Raw genomic sequence first — 15,427 nt, 5'->3', positions numbered from 1 at the left:
GTGGACGCCCCCTGACGGCATCGAGGCGCCAGAGTGGAGGTGTTGAAGCACCACTCGAAGGAGGCGTCCGTGGGCAAGGTTGCGACGATCGGGCTCGATCTGGCGAAGAGCATTTTCCAGGCGCACGGCGCCGAGGCGGCTGGCGAGGAACGACGCCCGGACGTTTCCGCCGCAGATGGTCCAGGTCGAGCAGCAGATCCGGATCGATGTCGGGCCAGGCCTCCCCGATTGCCGTTGGCCTTCAAGACCTGGCGCGCAGCCGAGAACGCCTTTGCGTTCACTGCGACGCCGTGGAGGTCCACATCGGCGACGAGCGCCCGTTCACCGTCGGACAAGGGCCCACATAGTCCCGGCTGAGGGAGATTATCGGCGGCTGGGCGAGTTCTGCTCGAGCAGGCCCAGGAGACCGCGCAGCAGCGCCGTCGGGGTGGGCGGACATCCCGCGATTTGGAGATCCACGGGGATGACGTTCGAAACCGCGCCCACGCAGGCGTAGCTTTCCGAGAAGAGCCCGCAGCCCCGGGCGCAGTCGCCCGCGGCAACGACCCATTTGGGGTGGGGGGTCGCCTGGTACGTGCGTTCCAGAGCTTCGCGCATGTTCTTGGTCACGGGCCCCGTCACGAGCAGGACGTCGGCATGGCGGGGCGAGGCGACGAAGCGCAGGCCGAACCGCTCCAGGTCGTAGTAGCTGTTGGCGAGCGCGTTGATCTCGAGTTCGCAGGCGTTACAGGATCCGGCGTCGATCTCGCGGATCGAAAGGCTCCGACCCAGCCGCCGTCGGGTCGCCGTTCCGAGCTGCGCCGCCAGGCGGACCAGCTCCTCCGTCGCGTCGGAATCCGCCCCGGGGCTCGGTTCCGTGAGTGGGCGCAGGAGGCCCTGGATCAGCAGGTTCGCCATGCTCGCTACCCGTCGTGCCCGGCATAGGCGCAGTTGAAGGACTTATTGCAGAGCGGGAAATCCGCCACGATGTTGCCCTCGACCGCCGCCTCCAGGAGCGGCCACTGGAACCAGGAAGGGTCGCGGAAATGGCACGCGGCGACCGCACCCTGCGCACCGAGCCGAACCCAGAGGAATAGGTCCCCGCGGAAGCTCTCGACCAGGGCCGCGCCCTCGGCGCCGGCGGGCAGTTCTGATGCGCCAGACTGATTGCACAGGGCGCCGGCCGGGGCCTGACCGAGCAGCTGATCGATCAGCGCGAGACTCTGCTCGACCTCCCGAATGCGCACCCAGACACGGGCGTTCACGTCGCCTTCGGTGAAGACCGGCACATCGAACGTCAGGCGGTCGTAGGGCGCGTAGGCGGCCCACCGACGCGCGTCGAACGCGCGGCCGGTGGCCCGGCCGACGAAGCCCCCGGCGGCGAACCGTTCCACCCAGTCCGAACGCACGGTCCCGGTCCCCACCACGCGGTCCTGCAGCGAGTTCGTCTCGTCGTAGACCTCGATAAGATCCGGCAAGACCTTTCGGATCCGCGCCACGACGCCCGCGATCGCCTCGCGGCCACCTTGCGCGATGTCGCCCGCGACGCCGCCCGGCACGATGCGGTCCATCATCAGCCGGTGACCGAAAGCCGCCTCGCTCGCGCGCAGCACCTGTTCGCGCAGCACGCCGGTGTGGGCGTGCAGGATCGAGAACGCCGCGTCGTTGCAGATCGCGCCGATGTCGCCGAGATGGTTGGCGAGCCGCTCCAGCTCCGCCATCAGGGCCCGCAGCCACTGCGCGCGTTCCGGCGCGGCCTGGCCCGTCGCCGACTCCACGGCGAGCGCGAACGCATAGGCGTAGGCCACCGTGCTGTCGCCGGAGATCCGCCCGCAGAGCCGCGCCGCAAAGGGGACGGTCGCGCCGGCCATGAGCGCGGCGACGCCCCTGTGGGCGTAGCCGAGCCGCTGCTCCAGGCGCACGATCGTTTCGCCGTTCGCCGTGAAGCGGAAATGACCCGGCTCGATGATCCCAGCATGGACCGGACCCACCGGTATCTCATGCAGGCCCTCGCCTTCCACGGGAAGGAAGGCGTAAGGCGCCCCTGTCCCCGCCGAGGGCTCGGCGGAGCCCATCGGGCGCCGGACGCTCCACCGGCCGTGGTCGAGCCAGGGCCGTTCGTCCGGCAGGCCGTCGGGACGCAGGCCCACGAGGTCCCGCAGCGCGCGCTCGAGCCGGATCGCCGGGGCATGGCGCCGCCCAAGCGAGGGGTAGTCTCCGCTTGGGCAGGCGTGCGTGAGGATGGCCGCGTCGGTCCCCTGGCGGACCGCGACATGGACGCTGTCGGGCTCGCCCCACAGGGCGACAAGCTCGAGCTCCCGGAGGCTGAGGGCGTCGTACATCCGCAGCCAGGCGCGATGACCGAGGCGGACCCGCGGCCAGCGGCCGCCGGATGCAACGGCATCGCCGGTGCGGACGAGTTGGGCGAGGACGGAGGCAGGTTCGGTCAAGGCGTCACCCCAACGCCTTCGCGACGTTCTGGAACCAGGCCACGATCGCCGGCGGCAACCAGATCCCGGCCATCAGGACGATCGCCAGGTGGACCACCATCGGGACATAGGAAGCGTCGACCGGATGGCTCTCGCCCTTTGGTTCGCCGAAGACCACCTGCTGCATGCGTAGGACCAGGGCCCCGAAGGCGACCAGCAGGCCGAACACCAGGGGGATCGCCAAGAGCGGCTGCCGCGCGAAGGTGGAGCTCACCACCAGGAACTCGCTCATGAAGACGCCCATCGGGGGCACGCCGAGGATGGCGACGACGCCCGCGACCAGCCCCCAGCCCAGGGCCGGGTGGGTGACCGTCAGTCCGCCCATGTCCGCGAGCTTCTGGGTGCCTTTGGCCTGGGCGACGTGGCCCACGGCGAAGAAGATCGCCGACTTGGTGAGGCTGTGCATGGTCATGTGCAGCAGACCCGCGAAGTTGGCGAGCGGCCCGCCCATGCCGAAGGCGAAGGCGATGATGCCCATGTGCTCGATCGAGGAGTAGGCGAACATCCTTTTGATGTCGCGGCGGCGGTAGAGCATGAAGGCGGCGAACACCACCGAGGTCAGGCCCATGGTCACCAGGAGCGGCCCCGGCGCGATGGCGCCTGCGTTGGCGGCCATCACCACCTTGAAGCGCAACACCGCATAGAGGGCGACGTTGAGCAGCAGGCCTGAGAGGACGGCGGAAATCGGCGTGGGGCCCTCGGCGTGGGCGTCAGGCAGCCAGGCGTGGAGGGGCGCCAGCCCCACCTTCGTCCCGTAGCCCAGCAGGAGGAACACGAAGGCCAGGTTCAGCAGCGCCGGGTCGAATCCGGGCGCATGGGCGACCAGCTGCAGCCAGGACATGGCGTTCAGGCCCTCGCCGATCACCGGCTGGGCGGCGAGGTAGACAAGTATCGTGCCGAAGAGTGCAAGCGCGATGCCGACGCTGCCCAGGATGAAGTACTTCCACGCCGCCTCGATCGCCTCGTGGGTCCGGTAGATGCCGACCATGACCACCGTGGTGAGCGTCGCCAGCTCCACGGCAACCCACATCACCCCGACGTTCTGCGCGGCCAGCGCCAGGCTCATGCCGAACAGCATGACCTGGTACATGGCGTGGTAGAACCGCAGGTAGACCGGCGTCAGCCGTCCGGTCTCGAGCTCGTGGCGGATGTAGCTCGCGCTGAAGACGCTCGTGGTGAAGCCCACGAAGGTGTTCAGGACCAGGAAGACGACGTTCAGGTCGTCGACGAACAGGAAATCGTTCACCGGCGGCCGCTGCTCGATCAGCACCAGGGCGGACAGGAACGACGCTCCCGACGCCAGCACGTTCAAGCGCGCGCTCAGGCGGTACCCCGGCGTCAGGGCGAGGACCGCCGCGAAGACCAGCGGCAGGAGCAGCACGCCCCCCAGGGCGTAGGCGCCGAGCCCGCTCACCGGCGATCTCCGCGGAACGTGTCGAGGGCGGCGACATCGACGGTGTCGAAGCGCTCGCGGATGCGGAACAGGAAGATGCCGATGACGATGAAGGCGATCAGGATCGAGAAGGCGACGCTGATCTCCACCACCAGCGGCATGCCCTTCGCGCCGGTGGCGGCGAGCACCAGGCCGTTCTCGAGCGTCATGAAGCCCACCACCTGGCTTACGGCGTTGCGCCGGGTGATCATCATCAGAAGGCCGAGCAGAATCACGGAGAGCGCAAAGGCCAGATCCTCGCGGGCGAGCGTGCCGGCCGCCGCCGTGACCGGAAGCATGACCGAGATCGCCAACGCCACGAGCGCGAGCCCGAACAGCATGGTCAGGCCGACCCCGCCCACCGTTTCGACCTCCCGGTGGATGCCCATGCGCCGGATCAGCCGGTGCAGCGCCACCGGGATGACCACGCCCTTGAAGATCAGCGCGATGGCGGCGGTCACGTAGAGGTGCGGCGCGCCCTGGATGTAGGCCTGCCAGGCGACGGCCAGCGCCAGCACCAGGGCGTGCAGCGCGAAGGTGTTCAGGAGGCTGTACAGGCGGTCCTGGTAGAGCATGAGGAAACAGACCAGCACCATCAGGCCGGACAGCAGATGAGCGACGTCGAAGTCGAGCGCGCTCATCAGAGCCCCCTCGACACGAACAGAAGCAGGGTGGCGAGGAAGCCGAGCATGAGGGCCGAGCCAAGGAATTCGGGGACCCGGAACACCCGCATCTTGGCGATGGCGGTCTCGAAGGCCGCCAGCAGGACGCCGCCCACGGCGAGCTTGGCCAGATAGGCCGCCAGGCCGACGCCATGGGCGGCCAGGCCGTCCCCGGCCCGCGCCATGCCGAACGGCAGGAAGACGCCGGCGATCAGCGAAAGGTAGAGCAGCAGCTTGAGGGCCGCGCCGAACTCGATCATCGCCAGGTGACGGCCGGAATACTCAAGCACCATGGCCTCGTGGACCATGGTGAGCTCGAGGTGGGTCGCGGGATTGTCGACCGGGATGCGGGCGTTCTCGGCCAGGGCGACGAGGATCAGCGCGAGCAGCACCATGGCCAGTGAGATGCGCAAGCCCACCTCCTGGAAGCGCACGACCTCGGTGATCGTCGAGAGCTGCGTCGAATGGGCGAGGAGCGACAGCGTGAAGGCGACCATCAACAGGGCGGGCTCGGCCAGCGAGGCGATCATCACCTCGCGGCTCGAGCCGAGGCCACCGAAGCTCGTCCCGATGTCCATCCCGGCCAGCGTCTGGAAGAAGCGGGCGCTGCCCAGGAGCGCCACGATGGCGATGAGGTCGGCCGACCAGCTGAACAGCAGCCCCGAGGCGAACGTCGGCACGAGCGCGGCGGCGACCCAGGTCGCGGCGAAGATGAGGTAGGGCGCGGCCCGGAAGAGCCACGACGCGTTCTCCGCGATCACCGCCTCCTTGCGGATCAGGCGCAGCAGGTCCCGATACGGTTGGAGAACCGGCGCGCCGCGCCGCCGCAGCAGGCGCGCCTTCACCTTCCGCACGAGGCCGGTCAGCAACGGCGCCAGGGCCAGCACCAGCAGCATCTGGAAACCCTGCGCGAGGGCGGCGTCGATCATCGCCACACCGTCAGCAGGGCCAGGAGCAGCACCAGCGCGCCGAACACCAGCGAGAGGTACTGTCGGATCGTCAGGAACTGCAGGGCGTTGAGCCGGTCGGCCGCCTTGCCGATCGCCGCGGCCAGCGGCGCATAAAGGCCCTCCCAGATGAGGTCCCGCACCTGGACCGAGAACCGAGCGGGCGCCGGGTCGCCGGGAGGGGGCATCTCCACCGTTTCGCGTGCGCGGAAGACCAGCGCGCCGAAGACGCGCCGCAGGGGCTGGGCGAAGCTGCTGGGGGAGTACTGCGTGACGGGTCGGGGGTCGGGATATCCGCAGTCCCACGCCGGAGCGCGTCGCACCGCCCTGGACGCGAGCGTTCTGACCAGTCCGGCGGACGCCAGCGTCGCGAAGGCGACGAAGAGGAAGACCATCAGGCCGTTGTAGGAACTGCGGCTCGCCGACAGCGGGACGAGGCTGAGCCAGGCCTGCGTGGCCTGGGGTTGCAACCCGCCGTCGCCGACCGCGAGCCTGACGCCGGGCGCCACGGCGTCGATCACGAACCCCGGCAGGACCCCGACCAGCACGCAGGCCGCCGCCAGCGCCGTCATGGCGCCCGTCTGGAATCCATCGACTTCACGGGCTTCCGCCGCGGCGGGCGATCGCGGCCGGCCGAGGAAGGCTATGCCATAGGCGCGTACGAAGCAGGCGGCCGCGAGGGCCGCCGCCAGCGCCAGCGTCGCCCCGGCCGCCGGGACCAGGAACTTCAGCGCCCACTGCGGCAGGGCCGGGCTCACCAGCACCGCCTGGAACATCAGCCACTCCGAGACGAAGCCGTTCAAGGGGGGCAGGGCCGAGATCGCCGCGGCTCCGATCAGGAACAGCATCGCGGTCAGCGGCATGCGATGGATGAGGCCGCCCAGGGCCCCGAGATTGCGCTCGCCGGTCGCCGTGAGGATGGCGCCGGCGCCGAAGAAGAGCAGGCTCTTGAAGGCGGCGTGATTGACGGCGTGCAGCAGGGTCGCGGTCATGGCCAGCGCCGCCGCCTCGGCGAGGCCGTTCGCCTTGAAGGCCAGGGCAAGGCCCAGGCCGAGGAAGACGATGCCGATGTTCTCGACCGTGCTGTAGGCCAGGAGGCGCTTCAGGTCGTCCTGCAGGATGGCGTAGAGCAGCCCCAGGACCGCGGTGAGAGCGCCCGCCGAGATCAGCGGGATGCTCCACCACCACTCCGGCGGACCCAGGAGATCGAAGGCGATGCGGATGAAGCCGTAGATCGCGACCTTCGTCATGACCCCGCTCATCAGCGCCGAGACGTGACTGGGCGCCGCGGGATGGGCGAGCGGTAGCCACACGTGGAGCGGCGCGAGGCCCGCCTTGGAACCCGTCCCGACAAGGGCGAGGATCAGGACCAGGCCCGCAAGCGGGTGGCCCTCGACGGCCGATCGCATCGAAGCGAAGTCGTAGTGGCCTTGTGGCCCGGCCAGCAGACCGAAGGCGAGCAGGAGCGCCAGCGTGCCGAAGCTGGCCATGACCAGGTAGACGTAGCCGGCGTGCGTGTTCCCCGGCGTCCTGTGGTGCGCCATGACCAGCGCCCACGACATCACCGACATGAATTCCCAGGCGACCAGGAAGGTGAAGGCGTCCCCGGCCAGCACGACCAGGCTCATGCCCGCCAGGAACGCCGGGTAGAAGGGCAGCACGCGCGTCGGCGACGTCTCGTGGCGGCCATAGCCGATTGCGTACACGCTTGCCGAACAGCCGCCGAAGCCCACGATGGCGAGGAACAGCCCCGACAGGGCGTCGAGCCGGAAGTGCGAGCCGATCCACGGCACGCCCAGCGGGAGGATGAGGGTCTCGCCTCCGCCTTGCAGCAGGCTCAAGAGCGCAAGAGCGCCGACCGCCGCGCTGATGAGCGCGTTCAGGGGATAGGCCATCGGCCGCAGGGCCCGGAGCCGCGCGCCGGCGGCCGAGGCGCCTGCGAGCCCGAGCAGCGCGGCGATCGCCCAGAGGATGGCAGCCAGGGCGCTGAAGGTCATACTGCACTGGCTCCGGCGATACCATGCGGAGACGCTCTGCTGGCGAAAGCGCCGCCCGTCGCATCGCTCCCCTTGGCGCCCATCTGAGCCCGTTTCCCTCGCGTTCGGCGCGCGGTCCGACCAGCCCTCCGTCCTGCCGGACCGAACATGTGCCGAAGGGTCTGTCAGGACCGTCTGGCGTGATCATATTTACATCTATCCTGATGTCTATCGCATCAGGCGAGTTGCGGCCGATTTTTTCCCGACAGGCTGCGCGCGCACCCGCTTCGCCCAGCTTCTCCGCCGGCGGGGTCCGTCACGGGGGGCCATGCCGCGCCAGTGATCGACGAAGGCGCGCGCGCCCTCCCGACCCTGCGCGGTCGAGGCCTGCGTATGGCGATCACGTGGCTTTCGAACCGCAGCCGTCCGCGACGGCATTCGATCACGCAATAGCAATGTTTCAAATTCCATTATTGGAGTTCTTCACATCACCATTACGATCACGACCATGGCGATGGCGGACGACGAACGCCGGCGGGGTCCGCCCGGCGGGTCGTGCGTTGGGTCGGCATCGCCAAGGGGGCGCACAGCGTGAAGGTTCTGGAGGTTCGCGACGACGATGAACGCCGCGTCCGGATCCTCGAGCAACGCCGGGACGGCTCGCGGCTCTACTATGATGGCGGCGCCCTCTACACCCACGTCGACGCCGAAGGACGCAACCTCCTCGACTACATCACCGCGATGGAACGCGCGCTCAAGGGCGCGGAGCGCGTGCTCCTGCTCGGCACGGCCGGCGGCGCGCTCGCCACGCAGCTCAGCCGGCGCGGGGCGGCGGTCACGGCGGTGGACAACTGGCCCATCGCCTTCGAGATCGCCAGGCGGTGGTTTCATCTCCCGAAGGATGTCGAGTGCGTCCATGAGGACGCCCTGTCGTTCCTGAGGACGACCACCCGGCAATGGTCCGCTGTCGCGGTGGACGTGTTCCGCGGCGTGGAGATTCCCGATTCCATCCTCACGAGCGATATCGCCGCCCTGCTCAGTCGCGTCGTGGAGCCAGGCGGACTGATCGTGTGGAACGTCGCCGACGGCCCCAACTCATGGCCCACCCGCTGGATCTCCAAGGCGCTGCGGCGTGAGGGCCTCGCGCCAAGGTCTCTCTCCGTCCTGGAATGCGACGTCGGGAACACCCTGGTCGTTTGCCGCAACGTCCGGCGGCCGCAGCTCGAGCCGCGAACCGTCGGCTAGGCCCGGTCGCCTCTGGTCAGGCGCGGTTGGCCGCCGCGAGCACGGCGCCAAGGGCGTGGACCCGCGCGGAAAGGGCGACGCGGACCTCCCGCAATCGGCTCAACGCAGTCGGCTCAGCCACCCGGTGAAATGCCGGAATATCCCAGGCGAGCGCCGTCTGATGGCGTTCAAGGCCCAGCTTGTGCATTCCCAGCGAAACCACGATGTCGAAGGCGCCGAGGTCCAGGTCTCGGACGGAGGTGACCGGCGTGTCCGCGATGTCGATTCCGATCTCCGCCAGGACGGCGACGGCCCGGTAGTCGATGGGCCCGACCGTCAGGCCCGCGCTCCGCACATTGACGTCGAGACGCGCATAGGCGGACCGCGCGAGGCCCTCAGCCATCGGGCTCAGGACAGCGTGCGTGCGGCACACGAACAGTAGGGACGTTGGCGACGGGGGCCGCTCCGAACCCTTGGCCGCGTGGGGGACACGTCCGCCGGCGGGGAAAGCGATGAGCTCCGCGCCGCCTTCAGGCGCAGGACGGCTTCGGCCCGTCGCGCATCTGGGCTTGGGGCCGCCCGGGACCATGCCAAGGCCGTCCGGGTCGGGCGGCGACGGCAGATCGACGGAACGGCTCGCGCACCAGTGCGCGTCACGCTGGCTCATGCCGAATGGCTAACACAGAGGGCGCGTCAGAGTCGATATCTGGGTAGGCTCTCATGATGTTCAAAACATCACTGCGGCGGGTTTCGCTCTAGCAGGCGGACCCCGCGGCCGGTGCCTTCGCTCCGCGCGCCCGCCGCGATGAGCTCGACCCCGGCGTCGTTGATCGCGTTGACCACCTTTTCCAGGCTATCTACAACCGCGCGCACGATGCCGTCGCTGGCCTCCATCCGCTGGATGGTCGGCAGGGAGACGCCGGACAGGCGCGCCAACTCCTTCTGGTCGATTCCAAGGAGGGCGCGAGCGGCCTTCATCTGCGCACCGGTGATCATTGGTCCATCTATAATGATGGCTCCAGCATCATCAAGGGCCGATCTGTGCTGAGTGGAGCGGCCGCGACCTGATCGCCGTCCCGAGGTCCAGCAAGCGCGTCGACGACGCGAACACCCGCCGGCTCGCTCCGGGGATCATGCCGCAGGCAGGTCTCGACCGAGCTCGCCGTGGCCTGGTGGTCGAACGCGAGCTGCATGCAGCCGTACCAGGCCGTGATCGTCAGCTCCGCCGTCCCTGTCCGTCGTACGACATCGATCTTGAGGATGGGGAAGGCGGAAAGCCGGCCATCCGTCTCGATGAAGATCACCCGCCAGTCGGTCAGAAGCAGCAGTCCCGGATACACGCTGAGGCCAACGCTCCGATCGGCTGCCCACGCCTCGAGCAAGACCTCGCCTTCGAGGAGCGGCGCACCGCCTCGCAGCGCCAGCAGATCGTGGGACAACCGCAGCCGCCGCTCTCCCTGAAGCCCACCTCCCCGCACGATCGCCTTCGCCCCGTAGCGCCAGACCATCGATCTGATCTCTTAAACGCTCATTATGATGCTTGAAACATCATTATAACAATGTCAAATCACATGCGCAGCTGTCGCTGCATGAAGGGGACGCCGCCTTTGAGCCGCGAGGCCGCCCTATCCGCCATCTGGCTCGTTCAACGCGACGAGCGGCCGCGCGCCCAGCTGGCGGCCGGGTTGCGGCGCGACGGCATGACGGTGGTCGAGCACGCGACGAGGCCGCGCTGGAGGCGCTCCGCAAGGGTGGGAAGGCGACCGTCCTGGTGACCCAGCCCGCCGGTGGCCGGCTGACGGATCGGGAGGGCGTGGGTCGTGGCCCCAAAGCTGGAGATCATCATCACGCCGGGGCCCGGCAGGACGGGCGAGGCGCCGACGGCGGGCGCGCATCTTCTGGTCGGCCCCAGAACGCCTTCAGGCTTTCGCGCTTCATACGACTGGTCGCCGCGAAACCCGCGCTGCGGAGCTGCTTGCAGGGCGGATACCGCCGGGCCCGTCTGGCCGGGCCCTCGCGCGTGGCCGCCCCATGAAACCCTCGGGGCCGGCCCCAAGCCCGATGACCGGCGTGAACCCGTTCCTCGCCGGCCTCCGATGCCGGCGCCCCAACTGTGGCGAGGCGCCCGCTGCGAAGCCTGCGGCGAGGACCTCTCCCGCGCGGATTCCGGCGATGGGCCCGTGGTCTTCATTCTCCTGATCGTCGGCGCCCTCGGCTGCGCGGGGCTCCTGTTCACCGAACTGACGTTCCATCCGCCGGTCTGGCTGGAGATGGTGATCTGGCTGCCGTTGATCGGCATCATGACCCTGGCCGCGTTGCGCCCCTTCAAGGCCACGATGGTCGCCCTGCAATTCCACAACCGGGCCTTCGAAGCGCGTGGCACCCCGGTGGCGCCCAGGAGCTAGTGGCGCTCGGAAAAATGGTATGGACCTTCAAGGCCATGCCCGAAAATGATGAGGGCCCTCAGCGGTTTGCTGAGGGCCCTCATGGTGGAGCTAAGCGGAGTCGAACCGCTGACCTCTTGAATGCCATTCAAGCGCTCTACCAACTGAGCTATAGCCCCGAGGTCCGGGTCTTCCTGAGGGCTGGCCCCCGGGAAGGCGCGGAACCTATTCAAACCGGTTCCCGCGATCAAGCCCACATCATAGGCTTTTTTCGTCGCAGGGTCCGCGCCGGTTTTGGTGGCCGGCGCGACCGGGCTCGAACGATGTCAGACGTCGTCGTCGCCCTCGCCCGGAAGGCCCTCGATTTCCGAGTCGTCGAAGTCGTCCTCGTCCTCGTCCTCGAGGAACGGCACGTCGTCGTCGGCCTCGGCCTCTTCGTCGTCGGTGAACTCGCCGAGGTCTTCCGACACGACGGCCGGCTCGTCGCCCGCGTCGTCGTCGTCGGTGCTGAGCGGCGGCTCGTCGGCCACTTCGTCCAGTTCCGGCGTGACCGCGTCTTCTTCCTCGTCCTCGTCGGTGTCCTTCTCGACGACCTGATCTTCGACCTGGTCGTCTTCCGGCACGACGGCGCGGGCGCGGACGCGGCGGTTGCGGACGGCTTCGTCGGGATCGAACTCGCTCGCGCACTTCGGGCAGTGCGCGGGACGCTTGCCCAGATCGTAGAACTTAGCCTGGCAGTTCGGGCAGATTTGCTTAGTGCCCAGCTCGGGATTGGCCAAAGGCGGCGACCCTCTAATTTTGGAATTGCGCGGAAAGGCGGCGTCCCTTGCCACGGGCGGGACCGCCTGTCAAAGCAATCGCCCGCACTGATCTACCCCGTTTCCGGAGGCGCGTTTTCGAGACATGACGGCGGCGAACCTGACCGCCAGGCGCGCAGGGCCCCTGAAGGGCGTGGTGCGGGCTCCGGGGGACAAATCCATCAGCCACCGCGCGCTCATCCTGGGCGCGCTGGCCAGCGGCGTGACCGAGATCGAGGGCCTGCTCGAAGGCGACGACGTGAAACGGACGGCCGCGGCCATGGCGGCGTTCGGCGCAGGCGTCGAGCGCCTGGGTGACGGCAAGTGGCGGGTCCAGGGCAAGGGCGGCTTCGCCGAGCCGGCCGACGTCGTTGACTGCGGCAACGCCGGCACCGGCGTGCGGCTGATCATGGGCGCGGCGGCCGGCTTCGACATTTCGGCCACCTTCACGGGCGACCAGTCGCTGCGCGGGCGGCCGATGAACCGCGTCCTGAAGCCGCTGGGCGAGATGGGCGCGACCTGGATCTGCCGGGCGGGCGGGCGGCTGCCCCTGACGCTGAAGGGCGGGAACCTCAGGAAGATCGCCTACACGCTGCCTGAGCCCTCGGCGCAGGTGAAGTCGGCGGTGCTGCTCGCGGGCCTGCATGCGGACGGCGGCGCCGAGGTGATCGAGCCCGAGGCCACGCGCGATCACACCGAGCGGATGCTGCGCGGCTTCGGCGCCGAGATCGACGTGCGCGAGGTGGGCGCGGGCCGCCACATCGTGCTGCCGCCGGGCCAGAAGCTTAAGGGTACGCGGATCCACGTGCCCGGCGACCCCTCCTCGGCCGCCTTCCCGCTGGTGGCGGCGCTCATCGTCCCAGGATCGGAAGTCACGGTCCAAGGGATGCTGCTGAACCCCTCGCGCATCGGCCTGCTGGAAACGCTGGGCGAGATGGGCGCCGATCTTTCCGTGACGAATGTGCGCGACGAGGGCGGCGAGACCGTCGCCGACGTCACCGCGCGGCATTCCGAGCTGGTAGGCGTCGAGGCGCCGCCCGAGCGGGCGCCGTCGATGATCGACGAGTACCCGATCCTGGCGGTGGCCGCGGCCTTCGCCTCGGGCAAGACCGTCATGCGCGGCATCGGCGAGATGCGGGTCAAGGAGAGCGACCGGATCGCCCTGATGGCCGCCGGCCTCGCTGCGTGCGGCATCGGCGTGGAGGAAGAGCCCGAGACGCTGACGGTGATCGGCGCCAAGCGCGGCAACCACCTGGTGGGCGGCGGTGCGCGCGTGACCACCCACGGCGACCACCGCATCGCCATGAGCCACCTGATCCTGGGCCTGGCGGCCGAGGCGCCGGTCAGCGTCGACGAGCCCGGTATGATCGCCACCAGCTTCCCCGGCTTCGTGGAGTTGATGCGCGGCCTGGGCGCGGAGATCGGCGAGCCGGCGGCGGCATGAGGCTGAGCCAAGTGGTTGCGCCTCCTCTCCCCCCGCGAAGCGGAGAGGGAGAGGGTAGGGAGAGGGCGGCTCGGCATCGCCGCCCCCTGAGAGGCTCAGCCGGAAAAGCTGGGATGCTCGCCGCCACACGCGTCCAGGATCGAAGTGCAGACGCCATCCAGGTTGGTCAGGACGGCATGGTTCCAGAAGCGAATGACGCGAAGTCCGGACCCCTCAATGTAGGCCGTACGCCGGGCATCATACGCGAGCTGATCGGCATGCTGTCCCCCATCAACCTCAACGACGACCGAAGCCTCCACGCAGAGGAAGTCCAGAAAATAAGGCCCCCATGGAACCTGGCGTTTCCATCGCCAGCCACCCAGTCGGCGAGCCCGCAACGCGTTCCAAAGCCGTGCCTCGGCGTCGGTGTCCTCGCGGCGAAGTTCGCGAGCCCGACGGATCCGCGGGCCGTGTTCGATGATGCGCACCTTCGACATCGGAGTGATGTGAACATTTGCGGAACATCTCTGCAAGCCGATACGCCGGCGCCGCCCTCTCCCTACCCTCTCCCTCTCCGCTTCGCGGGGGGAGAGGAGGCGGTGTGGCGATGGCCGTGAGTTCCTTCGTCATCGCCGTCGACGGGCCGGCTGCGTCGGGCAAGGGCACTATCGCCACGCGGCTGGGGGCGATGTTCGGGCTGCCGGTGCTGGACACCGGGCTGCTGTACCGGGCCGTGGGCGTGCTGACCGAGCGGGCGGGCGCCGATCTCGACGATCCGGACGCGGCCGGCGCGATCGCCGGCATGCTGAGCGCCGAGCAACTCGACGACCCCGCACTCAGGACACGCGCCGCTGGCGAGCTCGCCAGCCGGGTGGCCATCCACCACAAGGTCCGCGAGGCCCTGCTCGAGTTCCAGCACGTCTTCGCCGCCCAGCCGGACGGCGCGGTCCTGGACGGGCGCGACATCGGCACGGTGATCTGCCCCGAGGCGCCGGCGAAGCTGTACGTCACCGCCACGCCCGAGGTGCGCGCCGAGCGGCGCTGGAAGCAGCTGAAGGGCCAGGGCGAGGACGTGGCCTACGCCGACGTGCTGGCCGATATCCGCAAGCGCGACGCCCGCGACGGCGGCCGCGACGCCGCGCCCATGGTCCGCGCGCCCGACGCGGAGTTGCTCGATACGACCGAAATGACTATAGAGCAGGCCGCCGATGCGGCCCGCCGCATCGTCGAGGCGGCGCGCGCCCGCTGGAAGGCTTCGCAAGAAGCGGACTAGCCGAGCAAATCCAACCGCGCCTTTCCCTCGATAGCCGCGGGCAAATCTCACCGCCTGGGATATCTCCTGGGCCTTCGGTTGCAACCTCTAACCCGATTGGGACCGCCAGCCATGGGCTGCGTGGGCCGCGATCATTTTTCGAACGAAAGACAAAATGGCTGACGATCTGAGCCTCAACCCCTCGCGCGACGACTTCGCCGCACTGCTCGACGAGTCCCTCGGCGGGCGCGATTTCATGGAAGGCCAAGTGGTCCACGGCAAGGTCGTGGCCATCGAGAAGGACTTCGCCATCGTGGACGTCGGTCTGAAGACCGAAGGCCGCGTGCCGCTGAAGGAATTCATCCAGCCCGGCGAGGACAGGCCGCCGCTGAAGGCCGGCGACACCGTCGAGGTGTTCCTGGAGCGCGTCGAGAACGCCATGGGCGAAGCGGTGATCAGCCGCGAGAAGGCCCGCCGCGAGGAAGCCTGGACGCGCCTGGAAGAGGTCTACGCCAAGAACGAGCCGGTGATGGGCGTCATCGTCGGCCGTGTGAAGGGCGGCTTCACCGTCGACCTGGGCGGCGCCTCGGCGTTCCTGCCCGGCTCGCAGGTGGACATCCGTCCGGTGCGCGACGTCGGCCCGCTGATGGGCCGCGAGCAGCCGTTCGCGATCCTCAAGATGGACCGTCCGCGCGGCAACATCGTCGTGTCGCGTCGTGCGATCCTGGAAGAAGCCCGCGCCGAGCAGCGCACCGAGCTGGTCAGCCAGCTGCAAGAGGGTGAAGTCCGCGAAGGCGTGGTCAAGAACATCACCGACTACGGTGCGTTCGTGGACCTGGGCGGCATCGACGGCCTGCTGCAC

At 69.0% G+C, this 15,427-nt stretch carries 17 protein-coding genes and 1 tRNA gene; 5 read left to right on the top strand and 13 right to left on the bottom strand.

Going from position 1 to position 15,427, the window contains the following annotated elements:
• Window positions 1–363: 363 nt before the first annotated feature.
• The 6 genes from VGD44_RS10970 to hyfB are packed head-to-tail and all read right to left on the bottom strand — an operon-like array spanning window position 364 to window position 7,506.
• Complete coding sequence (locus tag VGD44_RS10970; RefSeq protein ID WP_331086837.1) at window positions 364–897, bottom strand: NADH-quinone oxidoreductase subunit NuoB; 534 nt, start codon at window positions 895–897, stop codon at window positions 364–366.
• 5 nt (window positions 898–902) lie between these two features.
• Entirely contained in the window at window positions 903–2,429 is a 1,527-nt protein-coding gene (locus VGD44_RS10965) for a hypothetical protein (protein WP_331086835.1), read from the bottom strand.
• Window positions 2,430–2,433: 4 nt separating this feature from the next.
• Window positions 2,434–3,882, bottom strand: coding sequence for a hydrogenase 4 subunit F (locus VGD44_RS10960; protein ID WP_331086833.1), 1,449 nt, complete (start codon window positions 3,880–3,882; stop codon window positions 2,434–2,436).
• The gene (locus VGD44_RS10955; protein ID WP_331086831.1) at window positions 3,879–4,541 is read right to left on the bottom strand and encodes a hypothetical protein; all 663 of its coding nucleotides are present in this window, start codon (window positions 4,539–4,541) and stop codon (window positions 3,879–3,881) included. Before VGD44_RS10955 ends, VGD44_RS10960 begins: the two co-directional genes overlap by 4 nt.
• Entirely contained in the window at window positions 4,541–5,491 is a 951-nt protein-coding gene (locus VGD44_RS10950) for a respiratory chain complex I subunit 1 family protein (RefSeq protein WP_331086829.1), read from the bottom strand. Before VGD44_RS10950 ends, VGD44_RS10955 begins: the two co-directional genes overlap by 1 nt.
• Window positions 5,488–7,506, bottom strand: coding sequence for a hydrogenase 4 subunit B (hyfB, locus tag VGD44_RS10945; RefSeq protein ID WP_331086827.1), 2,019 nt, complete (start codon window positions 7,504–7,506; stop codon window positions 5,488–5,490). The genes VGD44_RS10950 and hyfB overlap by 4 nt, the downstream gene beginning before the upstream one ends.
• 534 nt (window positions 7,507–8,040) lie before the next feature.
• Here hyfB and VGD44_RS10940 point away from each other — a divergent pair.
• Entirely contained in the window at window positions 8,041–8,730 is a 690-nt protein-coding gene (locus VGD44_RS10940) for a hypothetical protein (RefSeq protein WP_331086825.1), read from the top strand.
• Window positions 8,731–8,746: 16 nt separating this feature from the next.
• On the opposite strand, the gene VGD44_RS10935 is transcribed toward VGD44_RS10940, so the two are convergent.
• From VGD44_RS10935 to VGD44_RS10920, 4 genes are all read right to left on the bottom strand, one after another.
• Window positions 8,747–9,298: a hypothetical protein gene (locus tag VGD44_RS10935; RefSeq protein WP_331086839.1), complete on the bottom strand. Its 552-nt coding sequence runs from the start codon at window positions 9,296–9,298 to the stop codon at window positions 8,747–8,749.
• Window positions 9,299–9,444: 146 nt separating this feature from the next.
• Window positions 9,445–9,705: a helix-turn-helix transcriptional regulator gene (locus VGD44_RS10930; protein ID WP_331086823.1), complete on the bottom strand. Its 261-nt coding sequence runs from the start codon at window positions 9,703–9,705 to the stop codon at window positions 9,445–9,447.
• Window positions 9,706–9,713: 8 nt separating this feature from the next.
• The gene (locus tag VGD44_RS10925; RefSeq protein WP_331086821.1) at window positions 9,714–10,217 is read right to left on the bottom strand and encodes a hypothetical protein; all 504 of its coding nucleotides are present in this window, start codon (window positions 10,215–10,217) and stop codon (window positions 9,714–9,716) included.
• A gap of 137 nt (window positions 10,218–10,354) precedes the next feature.
• Window positions 10,355–10,552, bottom strand: a complete 198-nt coding sequence (locus VGD44_RS10920) for a hypothetical protein (RefSeq protein ID WP_331086819.1) — start codon at window positions 10,550–10,552, stop codon at window positions 10,355–10,357.
• A gap of 253 nt (window positions 10,553–10,805) precedes the next feature.
• Between VGD44_RS10920 and VGD44_RS10915 the strand changes: the two genes are divergently transcribed.
• Window positions 10,806–11,114: a DUF983 domain-containing protein gene (locus VGD44_RS10915; RefSeq protein ID WP_414694637.1), complete on the top strand. Its 309-nt coding sequence runs from the start codon at window positions 10,806–10,808 to the stop codon at window positions 11,112–11,114.
• Window positions 11,115–11,196: 82 nt separating this feature from the next.
• Here VGD44_RS10915 and VGD44_RS10910 read toward each other — a convergent pair.
• Both VGD44_RS10910 and VGD44_RS10905 read right to left on the bottom strand, forming a co-directional pair.
• Window positions 11,197–11,272, bottom strand: a tRNA-Ala gene (locus tag VGD44_RS10910).
• Between the two features lie 147 nt (window positions 11,273–11,419).
• Window positions 11,420–11,872 (bottom strand): TIGR02300 family protein, encoded by a 453-nt coding sequence (locus VGD44_RS10905; RefSeq protein WP_331086815.1) that lies wholly within the window; start codon window positions 11,870–11,872, stop codon window positions 11,420–11,422.
• Between the two features lie 124 nt (window positions 11,873–11,996).
• On the opposite strand from VGD44_RS10905, the gene aroA reads away from it, so the two are divergent.
• Window positions 11,997–13,334, top strand: coding sequence for a 3-phosphoshikimate 1-carboxyvinyltransferase (gene aroA, locus VGD44_RS10900; protein ID WP_331086813.1), 1,338 nt, complete (start codon window positions 11,997–11,999; stop codon window positions 13,332–13,334).
• Between the two features lie 95 nt (window positions 13,335–13,429).
• On the opposite strand, the gene VGD44_RS10895 is transcribed toward aroA, so the two are convergent.
• On the bottom strand, window positions 13,430–13,810 hold the full coding sequence (locus tag VGD44_RS10895; protein ID WP_331086811.1) for an endonuclease domain-containing protein: 381 nt from the start codon (window positions 13,808–13,810) through the stop codon (window positions 13,430–13,432).
• A gap of 110 nt (window positions 13,811–13,920) precedes the next feature.
• Here VGD44_RS10895 and cmk point away from each other — a divergent pair, with 110 nt between their 5' ends.
• Together cmk and VGD44_RS10885 are read left to right on the top strand one after the other, a co-directional pair.
• Complete coding sequence (gene cmk / locus VGD44_RS10890) at window positions 13,921–14,586, top strand: (d)CMP kinase (protein WP_331086809.1); 666 nt, start codon at window positions 13,921–13,923, stop codon at window positions 14,584–14,586.
• 154 nt (window positions 14,587–14,740) lie between these two features.
• Window positions 14,741–15,427 (top strand): S1 RNA-binding domain-containing protein (locus VGD44_RS10885; protein WP_331086807.1); only part of this gene is annotated, 687 nt, incomplete at its 3' end.

The organism is Phenylobacterium sp. (assembly GCF_036402295.1).
In the GTDB taxonomy this organism is placed as follows: Bacteria; Pseudomonadota; Alphaproteobacteria; order Caulobacterales; family Caulobacteraceae; genus Phenylobacterium.
This window is presented reverse-complemented; position numbering and strand designations above follow the sequence as displayed.

What these genes read in the sequence shown, in the direction of transcription:
- VGD44_RS10970 (WP_331086837.1), bottom strand. Translation starts at nt 897, where the DNA reads ATGGCGAACCTGCTGATCCAGGGCCTCCTGCGCCCACTCACGGAACCG.
- VGD44_RS10955 (WP_331086831.1), bottom strand. Translation starts at nt 4,541, where the DNA reads ATGAGCGCGCTCGACTTCGACGTCGCTCATCTGCTGTCCGGCCTGATG.
- VGD44_RS10950 (WP_331086829.1), bottom strand. Translation starts at nt 5,491, where the DNA reads ATGATCGACGCCGCCCTCGCGCAGGGTTTCCAGATGCTGCTGGTGCTG.
- hyfB (WP_331086827.1), bottom strand. Translation starts at nt 7,506, where the DNA reads ATGACCTTCAGCGCCCTGGCTGCCATCCTCTGGGCGATCGCCGCGCTG.
- VGD44_RS10935 (WP_331086839.1), bottom strand. Translation starts at nt 9,298, where the DNA reads ATGGTCCCGGGCGGCCCCAAGCCCAGATGCGCGACGGGCCGAAGCCGT.
- VGD44_RS10930 (WP_331086823.1), bottom strand. Translation starts at nt 9,705, where the DNA reads ATGATCACCGGTGCGCAGATGAAGGCCGCTCGCGCCCTCCTTGGAATC.
- VGD44_RS10925 (WP_331086821.1), bottom strand. Translation starts at nt 10,217, where the DNA reads ATGGTCTGGCGCTACGGGGCGAAGGCGATCGTGCGGGGAGGTGGGCTT.
- VGD44_RS10920 (WP_331086819.1), bottom strand. Translation starts at nt 10,552, where the DNA reads ATGATCTCCAGCTTTGGGGCCACGACCCACGCCCTCCCGATCCGTCAG.
- VGD44_RS10915 (WP_414694637.1), top strand. Translation starts at nt 10,806, where the DNA reads ATGCCGGCGCCCCAACTGTGGCGAGGCGCCCGCTGCGAAGCCTGCGGC.
- aroA (WP_331086813.1), top strand. Translation starts at nt 11,997, where the DNA reads ATGACGGCGGCGAACCTGACCGCCAGGCGCGCAGGGCCCCTGAAGGGC.
- VGD44_RS10895 (WP_331086811.1), bottom strand. Translation starts at nt 13,810, where the DNA reads ATGTCGAAGGTGCGCATCATCGAACACGGCCCGCGGATCCGTCGGGCT.
- cmk (WP_331086809.1), top strand. Translation starts at nt 13,921, where the DNA reads ATGGCCGTGAGTTCCTTCGTCATCGCCGTCGACGGGCCGGCTGCGTCG.